General features: G+C 75.5%; 12 protein-coding genes. 5 read left to right on the top strand and 7 right to left on the bottom strand.

Going from position 1 to position 9546, the window contains the following annotated elements:
• The first annotated feature begins 120 nt into the window (after positions 1-120).
• From A0J59_RS14915 to A0J59_RS14905, 3 genes are read left to right on the top strand one after another with little or no spacing between them, the layout of a single operon-like run.
• Positions 121-609 carry a hypothetical protein gene (locus A0J59_RS14915; RefSeq protein ID WP_064316620.1) on the top strand — a complete coding sequence of 163 codons (489 nt, stop codon included), beginning with the start codon at positions 121-123 and terminating at the stop codon, positions 607-609.
• An 11-nt stretch (positions 610-620) separates the two neighbouring features.
• A complete protein-coding gene (locus A0J59_RS14910; protein WP_064316619.1) occupies positions 621-1598 on the top strand; it encodes an MBL fold metallo-hydrolase in 978 nt (325 codons plus the stop codon).
• Between the two features lie 29 nt (positions 1599-1627).
• Positions 1628-2518, top strand: coding sequence for an LLM class flavin-dependent oxidoreductase (locus A0J59_RS14905; protein WP_053369365.1), 891 nt, complete (start codon positions 1628-1630; stop codon positions 2516-2518).
• Here A0J59_RS14905 and A0J59_RS14900 read toward each other — a convergent pair.
• From A0J59_RS14900 to A0J59_RS14875, 6 genes are all read right to left on the bottom strand, one after another.
• A complete protein-coding gene (locus A0J59_RS14900; protein WP_064316618.1) occupies positions 2505-2816 on the bottom strand; it encodes a hypothetical protein in 312 nt (103 codons plus the stop codon). The genes A0J59_RS14905 and A0J59_RS14900 overlap by 14 nt on opposite strands.
• A gap of 71 nt (positions 2817-2887) precedes the next feature.
• Entirely contained in the window at positions 2888-4036 is a 1149-nt protein-coding gene (locus A0J59_RS14895) for a GNAT family N-acetyltransferase (RefSeq protein WP_255365241.1), read from the bottom strand.
• Between the two features lie 10 nt (positions 4037-4046).
• A complete protein-coding gene (purQ, locus tag A0J59_RS14890; protein WP_053369362.1) occupies positions 4047-4766 on the bottom strand; it encodes a phosphoribosylformylglycinamidine synthase subunit PurQ in 720 nt (239 codons plus the stop codon).
• Positions 4766-5053: a phosphoribosylformylglycinamidine synthase subunit PurS gene (purS, locus tag A0J59_RS14885; RefSeq protein ID WP_053369361.1), complete on the bottom strand. Its 288-nt coding sequence runs from the start codon at positions 5051-5053 to the stop codon at positions 4766-4768. The genes purQ and purS overlap by 1 nt, the downstream gene beginning before the upstream one ends.
• A 188-nt stretch (positions 5054-5241) precedes the next feature.
• The gene (locus tag A0J59_RS14880; protein WP_064316617.1) at positions 5242-5814 is read right to left on the bottom strand and encodes a hypothetical protein; all 573 of its coding nucleotides are present in this window, start codon (positions 5812-5814) and stop codon (positions 5242-5244) included.
• Entirely contained in the window at positions 5811-6185 is a 375-nt protein-coding gene (locus A0J59_RS14875) for a PadR family transcriptional regulator (RefSeq protein WP_231581862.1), read from the bottom strand. Before A0J59_RS14875 ends, A0J59_RS14880 begins: the two co-directional genes overlap by 4 nt.
• A 173-nt stretch (positions 6186-6358) precedes the next feature.
• Here A0J59_RS14875 and A0J59_RS14870 point away from each other — a divergent pair, with 173 nt between their 5' ends.
• Positions 6359-6703 carry an HNH endonuclease signature motif containing protein gene (locus A0J59_RS14870; RefSeq protein WP_064316616.1) on the top strand — a complete coding sequence of 115 codons (345 nt, stop codon included), beginning with the start codon at positions 6359-6361 and terminating at the stop codon, positions 6701-6703.
• A gap of 4 nt (positions 6704-6707) precedes the next feature.
• Here the strand turns inward: A0J59_RS14870 and A0J59_RS14865 are convergent, their stop codons facing one another.
• Positions 6708-7652: a phosphoribosylaminoimidazolesuccinocarboxamide synthase gene (locus tag A0J59_RS14865; RefSeq protein ID WP_047233627.1), complete on the bottom strand. Its 945-nt coding sequence runs from the start codon at positions 7650-7652 to the stop codon at positions 6708-6710.
• A 350-nt stretch (positions 7653-8002) separates the two neighbouring features.
• Here A0J59_RS14865 and A0J59_RS14860 point away from each other — a divergent pair, with 350 nt between their 5' ends.
• Positions 8003-9544: a ricin-type beta-trefoil lectin domain protein gene (locus A0J59_RS14860; protein ID WP_255365240.1), complete on the top strand. Its 1542-nt coding sequence runs from the start codon at positions 8003-8005 to the stop codon at positions 9542-9544.
• Positions 9545-9546 lie beyond the last annotated feature (2 nt).

Below are 9546 nucleotides of genomic sequence, written 5' to 3'. Positions count from 1 at the left end.
CCACCCGCCCGCCCCGTTGCCGAACACGACCTGGCACGCGGTCGAACACGACATGGGGGTCGTTATCCACGGGATATCGACCCTCATGTCGTGTTCGGCGGGAGGGGGTAGCGTCGCCGCATGACGACGAAGCTCGACGACGCGTCCTGGCACTCCGAGGGCCTGGGCTACCCACCCGAGGCAGGGCCCGCGGCGGGCGCGACGCACATCGGCATGTTCCTCGCGTGGGCGGTGCTCGGCGGGCACGTCTCCGAGCAGATCGCCGAGGACGCCGCTGACGACCTCGCCGCGCTGCGCGAGCGGAGGACGACGCCCGGCGCGTTCGTGCTCGCCGCGTGCGACGGCAGGCTCGTCGACGAGGACCTCGACGACGTCGGCGCAGCGTTCGCGAGCGCGTACTACACCGGTGACGAGGAGGACGAGGACGACGGCGGCCTCTACCTGGAGGACTACGTCGACGCGGTGAGCCCGGGCGACGGCGAGCCCGAGGACGTGTACCGCGTGCCGGACACGTGGGAGACGTACGACCTCGTCGGCCCGCTGATCGACGCCCGCTTCTCGCAGTGGGACGACGAGGGCCGCCCGACGGTCCTGCGGCACCGCGCCTGAGCCGGCCCGCCATGACAGAGCCCACGCCCGTCACCCGGTTCGCGGCGGTGCTGCGCGCCGACAACCCGGGCCCGATGACGCTCGACGGCACGCGCTCGTACGTGCTGCGCGCGCCCGGGTCGGCGACGCGCGTCGTCGTGGACCCGGGGCCCGACGACGCGGCGCACCTCGACGCGCTCGCCGCGGCCGGGCCGGTCGAGCTCGTGCTCGTCACGCATCGCCACGGCGACCACACGGCCGGCGCTCCCGGGCTGCGCGAGCGCACCGGGGCGCCGGTGCGCGCCGTCGACCCGGCACACTGCCACGGCGGCGAGCCGCTGCACGACGGCGAGGTGATCGAGGCCGCGGGGCTGCGCGTCGTCGTCCTCGCCACCCCGGGCCACACCGTCGACTCGGTCTGCCTCGTGCTGCCCGACGACGGCCGGCCCGCCCCGGCCGACGACCTCGCCGGAGGCGGCACGCGCCCTGGTGACGCGCCCCCTGGCGACGGGACCCCTGGCGACACCCGGTCGGATGAGGCCGCGACCGGGGGCGCGGGGTCGCCGTCGGGCACGACGGTCCTCACCGGGGACACCGTGCTCGGGACCGGCACGACGGTGATCGCGCAGCCCGACGGCTCGCTCGGCGCGTACCTCGCGAGCCTCGACGCGATCGAGGCGGTCGCGTCCGCGGGGACGGGCCGGGCGACGGGCCTCCCCGGCCACGGGCCGGTCGTCGCCGACCTCGCGGATCGGGTGCGCGCGTACCGCGAGCACCGGCTCGAACGCCTCGCCCAGGTCCGGGCGGCGCTCGCCGCGCTCGGGCTGTCCGCGGGGGCGCACGACGCGGTGGAGCAGGTGGTCGCGCGCGTCTACGCCGACGTCGACCCGTCCGTCCTCGGGGCGGCGCGGCAGTCCGTCGCGGCGCAGCTCGCCTTCCTGGCGCAGTCCGACGAGCTCGCACGGCGGCCCGCCCACGGGGGGCCACGTGCGCCCCGGCACGACGGCTGAGTGTCGGTGGCGCCCGGCACGATGACGGGATGACGACACCACGGCTCGGTATCGCGTTCGTGCCCACCCACGCGCCGGAGAGCCTGCGGCGGCTCGCCACCACCGCGGAGGAGGCGGGCCTCGACGACCTCTGGGTGTGGGAGGACTGCTTCAAGCAGTCGGGCCTCGCGTCGGCGGCGGCAGCGCTCGCCTGGACCGAGCGCGTGCGCGTCGGCATCGGCCTCATGCCCGCCCCGCTGCGCAGCACGGCGATCACCGCGATGGAGGTCGCGACGCTCGCCCGGATGTTCCCCGGGCGGCTAGTCGCGGGCGTGGGTCACGGGGTCCAGGAGTGGATGGGGCAGGCCGGCGTCCGCGTCGCGTCACCACTGACGCTGCTCCGCGAGCACGCCACGGCGCTGCGGAGCCTGCTCGCGGGCGAGGAGGTCACGACGGCGGGGCGGTACGTGACGCTCGACGCCGTGCGTCTCGACTGGCCCCCGACGGAGCCCGTCCCGCTGTGGCTCGGCGGCGTCGGCCCGCGGTCGCTCGCGCTGGCGGGCGAGCTGGGCGACGGCCTGATCCTCGCGAACGCGCTCACTCCGACCGACGTCCGGGCGGCAGCCGCAGCGGCTCGAGGAGGCCGGGACGGGAACGGTGCCGGCGCCGGGAGCGACGTCGACGTCCACGCGACGCTCATCGCGGCGACGGGGCCGGACGCGCAGGAGCGCGTGGACCGCGAGGTGCCGCTGTGGGGCAAGGAGGCGGGTCAGGGCATCGGCGCGGGCGGGGACGCCGCGACGATCGCCGCGGCCGTCCAGGCGCTGGCCGACGCGGGCGCGACGGCCGTCGCGGTCCAGCCGACCGCCGACGAGCCGGACGTCGAGGAGTTCGTCCGCTTCCTGGGCCGGGAGGTCGTGCCGCTGCTCAGCGACCGCTGACGCGCACGGCGTCCGCGGACCCCTCGGCGCGCTGACGCTCGCGAAGCCCGTGCACCAGGGCGACGACGGCGCACACGAGCGCGACGGCGGCGACGGCGAGCGCGAGGCGCACGGGGAAGGCGGCGTAGAGGTCGGACACCTCGCCGACCGGGAGGCCCCACTCGACCGCGGTCTCGCGCAGCTCGCCCGCGAGCACCCCGACCCGGCCGGGCACCCGTGACGCGACCGCGGCGACCCAGCCGAGGAGCTCGAGGATCACGGAGGCCGCGGAGTAGGCACCGGTCGCGAGGGGGATCACGGGGACACCCTAGCGGGACCGGACACCGCGGGCATATCCGGCACACCCCTGAGAGGACCCCGGCGCGACCCTCAGACCAGCGGCTTCGCGAAGCAGAGCGCGACGTGGTTGTCCCCGACGTACGGCGGGAACTGCTCGACGGCGCGGTACCCGAGCGAGCGGTAGAGCGCGATCGCACCCGGCTGGCGGATGCCCGTCTCGAGCAGCAGGGTGGACACCCGTCGCTCGCGGGCGACGGCCTCCAGGGCGTCGAGGAGCCGGCGCGCGATCCCGGTCCTGCGTGCGCGCTCGCGGACGAAGACCTTCTTCACCTCGAGCGCGTCCACGGGCGCCCCGGGTGCGGGGCGGCGCAGCGACGCGCACCCGACGGCCTCGCCGTCCCGGTACGCGACGAGGGTCGCGACGACCTCGGCGCCCACGCGGGCGTCGACGGACTCGAACCCTCCGGCGGCGTCGAGCCCGGCGAACAGCTCGGGGTAGAGCACCGCCGAGGACGTCTCGTGCATCTCGCGCCGCAGCGCCGCCGCGTCCGGGTCGTCCCACGGGACGGCGCGAACCTCGACGACCCCAGGGGCGGGGACGGTCACGGGCTCGCTCGGGGTGGCGGGCCTGCGTGCGTCGCGCGCCCCGCGCCCGCTGCTCGTCGCCGAGGTCGCGTCCGCAGGGCCGGTGCCGACGCCCGGGTCCGCAGCCCCCAGGTCGAGCGCGAAGCAGCGCGAGAGCGGGTGCCCGGCGTAGTGCCCGTACGACTCGATCGGGACGTAGCCGAGCGAGAGGTACAGGTCGATCGACTCGGGCTGGAGGGTCCCGGTCTCCAGGACCAGGCGGTCGAGCCCGGCCTCGACCGCGTGCCGGTGCGCGGCCCGCATCGCCGTGCGCGCGTGCCCGCGGCCGCGATGGGCCGGCTCGACCCAGAGGCGCTTCACCTCGCCCGTCCGCGAGGGATGGGTGCCGCCGCGGCCGTCGGGCGTGCCCGACACGTCGCGGAGCGCGACGAACGCGACGGGCTCACCGGCCGAGCGGACCACGACGTTCGCGATCGAGGCGTCGGGCACGAACGTGCCCGCGTCGGGCTCGCCATAGCGCACGGCGAGCTCCGCCTGCTGACGGGTGCGCAGGAGCTCGGCCGCGGCGTCGTCCCCGGGCACCGCCTCGAGGGTGACGTGCACGCCCGGGCGCCCGGCGCCGTCGGGCAGGACGCGCGGGGGCGAGCCCGTCACGCCGACCTCGTCATGCGCTGACGAGCGCGCCCAGGACCGACGTGAAGAAGCCGAGCCCGTCGGTCCCCGCGCGCGGGCCCGCCTCGTTCGCCGGGCCGAAGCCCGCCTCGACGGCGTGCTCCGGGTGCGGCATGAGGCCGACGACGTTGCCCGCGGCGTTCGTGATGCCCGCGATGCCCCGGCGCGACCCGTTCGGGTTCCAGCCGTCGTAGCGGAAGACGACGCGGCCCTCCGCCTCGAGCTCGTCGAGCGTGCGGTCGTCCGCGACGAACTGGCCGTCCTGGTTCTTCAGCGGGATCGTGATGCGCTGGCCGGCCGTGTAGTCGCGCGTCCAGGCCGTGTCCGCGTTCTCGACCACGAGCACCTGCTCGCGGCAGATGAAGTGCAGGTGGTCGTTCTTGACCATCGAGCCGGGCAGCAGGTGCGCCTCGGTGAGGACCTGGAAGCCGTTGCAGATGCCCAGGACGGGCATGCCGCCCGCGGCCGCGTCGACGATCGACTCCATGACGGGCGCGAAGCGGCTGATCGCGCCCGCGCGCAGGTAGTCCCCGTAGGAGAAGCCGCCGGGCAGGACGACCGCGTCGACGCCGTGCAGGTCGGCGTCCGCGTGCCACAGCGACACGGCCTCACCACCCGCGAGACGCACCGCGCGGGCCGCGTCGCGGTCGTCCAGCGTGCCGGGGAACGTGACGACGCCGATCCGCGCCGTCGCGAGCGTCGCGCCGGACATCAGGCGAGCCCCTCGGACGTGATCGTCGCCGCTGCGTCCGCCTCGATGTCCGCGACGCGGACGACGTCCTCGATGACCGGGTTCGACAGGACCTTGACCGCGGCCTCCTGGGCGGCGGCGAGGATCTCCGGCGTGACCGGGCCGTCGACCTCGAGCTCGAACCGCTTGCCCTGGCGCACGGACGTGAACTGGGTGAAACCGAGGCGCGGCAGCGCCCCGACGACGGCCTTGCCCTGCGGGTCCAGGATCTCGGGCTTGGGCATGACCTCGACGACGACGCGTCCCACGGGGGCTCCTTGGCGAGAGAGTTCGGGAGAGCCGGGGCTCCGGGATCCCGCCCACGTCACGGCCGTCGAGGACGGTCGGTGGGACGGGACGAGCGGGAGCCGACGGCGGGATTCCGCGGCCAGTCTACCGGGCGCGCACGACCGTCCCGCCGGGCGTCCGCACCCTGGCACGACGGCGCGGCGCCGGATCAGGCACCGGCCGCGCGCGGCGGGTCCGTCGGGGTGTCCACGGGGATGTTGCCGTCGAGCACGTGCTTGCGCCACGCGCGCGCGACGTGCGAACGGCGGAAGAGCAGCCCCCCGCCGAGGAACGTCCCGCACCACAGGAGGATCAGCCACAGGTCGGGCCTGGTGACGTCGTCCGAGAACAGGACCTGCGCCAGCACCGGCCAGCCGTAGAAGATCGCGAGAGCGGTCGCGAGCCCCGTCATGGTCACGCGCCACGGGTAGAGCGTCCCGTGGATGTCGTCGGCCACCCACCACCAGTAGCGCGCGGGCAGCCGAGCGTCGAACAGCCGGTACAGCAGCCAGCGGCCGAGCGGCGGGTGCTCGCGCCACCGCAGCCCCCAGCCCGCGCGCACCAGCCCCCACGCCTCGCGCGCGCCGATGCCGTGCGGCGCCCCGGTGTCGTCGGGTGCGGGCGCGAGGTCGAGCAGCACCGCGAGCGCCTCCTCACCGTGCAGGCGGCGCCAGCGCGGCGGGTAGGCGCGGAGCCAGAACCGGGCGGACCGCTCGTACCGGTCCGCGCCGCCCGCGCTCACGCGCCGCTCCCCGCGAGGCCGTCGGCGGTGCCTGCCGGGCCGTGGCGCTCCAGGGACCGCCGTGCGCGCTCGGCGAGATCGGCGAGGCGGAGGGTCTCGGCCCGCGCCGCGCGGCGCCCGTCGTCGGTGGCCCGGTAGTAGCGCCGCAGGCGGCCGTCGACGACCTCCTCGCCGGTCGGCTCCACGAGCCCGGCTGCGACGAGCCGGTCGAGGTTGCCGTAGAGCGTGCCGGCCCCGAGCCGGGTGCGGCCGTCGGACAGCTCGCGCACCGCCTGGATCACCGCGTACCCGTGCCGCGGCTCTGCGCTGAGCGAGAGCAGCACGAGGTACGCCTGCTCGGTCATGCGGAACGCCGGAGGGCTCGATGCCATGATCGATATATATCGGATGACGATCTATCGCGCCAGCCCTCGACGCGTGTCAGAGGGTGCCGCTAGAGTCGAACACGTGTTCGAGACGCACGCTCGGGCACGGTGCGAGGGCGGGGTCCTGCCCCTTCCCCGCCCTCGCACGAACCATGGCTCGACGACGCAGGGAGGTCCGCATGGCAGCACCGCTCGCCCCCGCCGCGGAGCGCGGCAGGGCACGACCGTCGCCGCAGACCGTCGCGCGCGTCCTCACGCGCGACGAGACCTGCGTGTTCCCCGGCTGCCGCGTCCCGGCGTTCCGTTGCGACCTCGACCACGTCGTGGCCCCGCGGCCGGGCGCTGACGACGACGACGCGGCCGCCGCGCAGGAGGCCGACAACCTCGTCGCGCTCTGCCGGCACCACCGGGTCGTCCGCGCGCGCGACGGCTGGCGTCCCGCCCTGCTCGCCGACGGCTCGGTCCGGTGGACCGCGCCGAGCGGGCACACCTACGTGCGCCCGGTCGCCGCCCGGACCGCCTGACGGCTCAGCCGAGCGTCGAGCCCGTGAGCCGCTCGTACGCCTCGAGGTAGCGGGCGCGGGTGCGCGTGACGACCTCGGCGGGGATCGACGGCGGCGGGGTGTCGGACGCGCGGTCCCACCCGGACGCGGGCGACACGAGCCAGTCGCGGACGAACTGCTTGTCGTAGCTCGGCTGCGCGTGCCCCGGCTCCCACTGGTCCGCGGGCCAGAACCGTGACGAGTCGGGCGTGAGCACCTCGTCGCCCAGGACGGTCCGGCCGGTCGTCGGGTCGACGCCGAACTCGAGCTTGGTGTCCGCGAGGATCACACCGCGCTCGCGCGCGACCTGCTCGGCGCGCGCGTACACGGCGAGCGTCAGGTCGCGCAGGCGCGTGGCGTCGTCGAGGCCGATCTGCTCGGCGACGACGTCGAACGAGACGTTCTCGTCGTGCTCGCCCACGGCGGCCTTGGTCGCGGGCGTGAAGATCGGCTCGGGCAGGCGCGAGCCGTCGACCAGCCCGGCCGGCAGCGGCACGCCGCAGACCTCTCCCCCGGCGCGGTACTCGACGAGCCCCGAGCCGGTGAGGTAGCCGCGCACGACGCACTCGACCGGAAACATGTCCAGGCGGCGGCAGATCATCGCGCGCCCGGCGACGACGTCGGGCACTAGGCCGTCGCCCGGCTCCGACGAGACCTCGGTCGACACCACGTGGTTCGGCACGAGGTCGGCGAGCTGCTCGAACCACCACAGGCTGAGCTGGGTGAGCACGACGCCCTTGTCGGGGATGCCGGGCGACAGCACGTGGTCGTAGGCGCTGACCCGGTCGCTCGCCACGACGAGCACGACGTCGCCGAGCGGGTGCACGCCGCCGACCGCGGGCAGGTCCGGCGCGTAGAGGTCGCGCACCTTGCCGGAGTACACGTGCGTCCAACCGGGCAGGTCGAGCGCCGCGGTGTCGAGCGCGTCCACCTCACCGAGCGAGAGGGCCGAGGCAGGGTCCTGAGGGGTGTCGGTCACGGCCCCTAGTCTCGCACCGCCCTCCACAGGCGCGGGCACGCTGTCCGACGACCGGTCGGTCGGCCTGCCGGCCCACCCTGCCGGCGCGACGAATGCCGCGGGAGTCGCTACTGTGCCATCAGGACGGTCGTGGGAGCGCTCCCTCACCGTCGGGGGCCCGCATCGGAGCGACCCCCTCGGGGGCGCCTGCACCGCTGTCCCGCCCCTGCCGACGACGGCGGGGCGACATCCGCACCGAGGAGGCAACGATGCACCACGGCACGATGCACCATCGCCTGACAGCGCTAGCAACCGGAATCAGCGTGATCGCCGCGAGCATCGGGCTCGCGACGTCGGCGAACGCGAGCGCGCCCTTCGCCGCACCGTCGACCGTCGGAACCGAGACCCCGGCGCTGCTCACCGGCCCCGTCCCCGGGCCCGACGACCTGTCCCCCGGCCAGCTCCGCGCGCTCGAGCGGGACCTGGGCCTCGACGCCGACGGCGTCGCCGACCGGCTCGCGCTCGACGCCGCGACCGGCGCCGTCGAGCAGGCCCTGAGCGGCGGCCTGGGCGCGGCGTACGCCGGCACGTGGGTCGACGCCGACGCCGCGACGCCCGTCGTCGCCGTCACCGACCCGGCCGCCGTGCCGGCGGTCGAGGCGGCCGGAGCCGAGGCCGTCGTCGTCGAGCGCAGCCTCGCAGACCTCGACGGCGTCTCCGCCGGGCTGGACGAGGCGTCGACGCCGGACGCCGTCCAGGCCTGGTACGTCGACGTGACGACCAACGAGGTCGTCGTCGAGGCGCTCGACCCGGCCGCGGCGGCGGCGTTCGTCGCGGCGTCGGGGGTCGACGCGGCCGCCGTCCGGACCGAGGTCGTCGACGCGCCGTACGAGCTCACGGCCGACGTGCGCGGCGGTGACCGGTACATCACCCGGGACCCCGGCGCGTCGTCGGGCTCGGCGTGCTCGATCGGCTTCGCCGTCCAGGGCGGCTTCGTCACGGCCGGGCACTGCGGCGCCGCCGGCAAGGAGGTCCTCACGGCGAGCTGGGCGCGCATGGGCACCGTCCAGGCGGCGTCGTTCCCCGGCCACGACTACGCCTGGGTGCGCGTCGACGCCGGGTTCTCCCCCGTCCCGCGCGTGAACAACTACGCGGGCGGCACGGTCGACGTCGCCGGGTCCGCCGAGGCGCCGGTCGGCGCGTCGGTCTGCCGGTCCGGCGCGACGACGGGCTGGCGCTGCGGCGTCATCGAGCAGAAGAACATCACCGTGAACTACGGCAACGGCGACATCCCCGGCCTCGTGCGCGGCAGCGCGTGCGCCGAGGGTGGCGACTCCGGCGGCTCCGTGATCTCGGGCAACCAGGCGCAGGGCGTCACCTCGGGTCGCATCAACGACTGCTCCAACGGCGGCAAGTTCATCTACCAGCCCGTCAACCCGATCCTCTCCGCGTACGGGCTCTCGCTCGTCACCACGGGCGGCGGGTCGGGCAGCGCGCTGGTCGGGCTCGCGGGCAAGTGCATCGACGTGCCGAGCTCGGACTTCAGCGACGGCAAGCGGCTCCAGCTGTGGACGTGCAACGGGACGAGCGCGCAGCGGTGGACGTTCGAGGCGGACGGCACGGTCCGCGCGGGCGGCAAGTGCATGGACGTGGCGTGGGCCGCGACGGCCGACGGGACCGCCGTGCAGCTCGCGAACTGCAGCGGCAACCCCGCCCAGAAGTTCGTGCTGAGCGGCGCGGGCGACCTCGTGTCCGTGCTGGCGAACAAGTGCGTCGACGTGCCGGGCAGCAACAGCACCAACGGCACGCAGCTCCAGATCTGGACGTGCAACGGCACCGCGGCCCAGAAGTGGCACCGAGCCTGAAC

This window comes from Cellulosimicrobium sp. I38E (assembly GCF_001647255.1).
Taxonomy (GTDB): Bacteria; Actinomycetota; Actinomycetes; order Actinomycetales; family Cellulomonadaceae; genus Cellulosimicrobium; species Cellulosimicrobium cellulans_E.
This window is presented reverse-complemented; position numbering and strand designations above follow the sequence as displayed.

Bases quoted from the DNA above. Each gene is read 5' to 3' on its own strand.
- A0J59_RS14915 (WP_064316620.1), top strand. From the start codon at position 121: ATGACGACGAAGCTCGACGACGCGTCCTGGCACTCCGAGGGCCTGGGC.
- A0J59_RS14910 (WP_064316619.1), top strand. From the start codon at position 621: ATGACAGAGCCCACGCCCGTCACCCGGTTCGCGGCGGTGCTGCGCGCC.
- A0J59_RS14905 (WP_053369365.1), top strand. From the start codon at position 1,628: ATGACGACACCACGGCTCGGTATCGCGTTCGTGCCCACCCACGCGCCG.
- purQ (WP_053369362.1), bottom strand. From the start codon at position 4,766: ATGTCCGGCGCGACGCTCGCGACGGCGCGGATCGGCGTCGTCACGTTC.
- A0J59_RS14875 (WP_231581862.1), bottom strand. From the start codon at position 6,185: ATGGCATCGAGCCCTCCGGCGTTCCGCATGACCGAGCAGGCGTACCTC.
- A0J59_RS14870 (WP_064316616.1), top strand. From the start codon at position 6,359: ATGGCAGCACCGCTCGCCCCCGCCGCGGAGCGCGGCAGGGCACGACCG.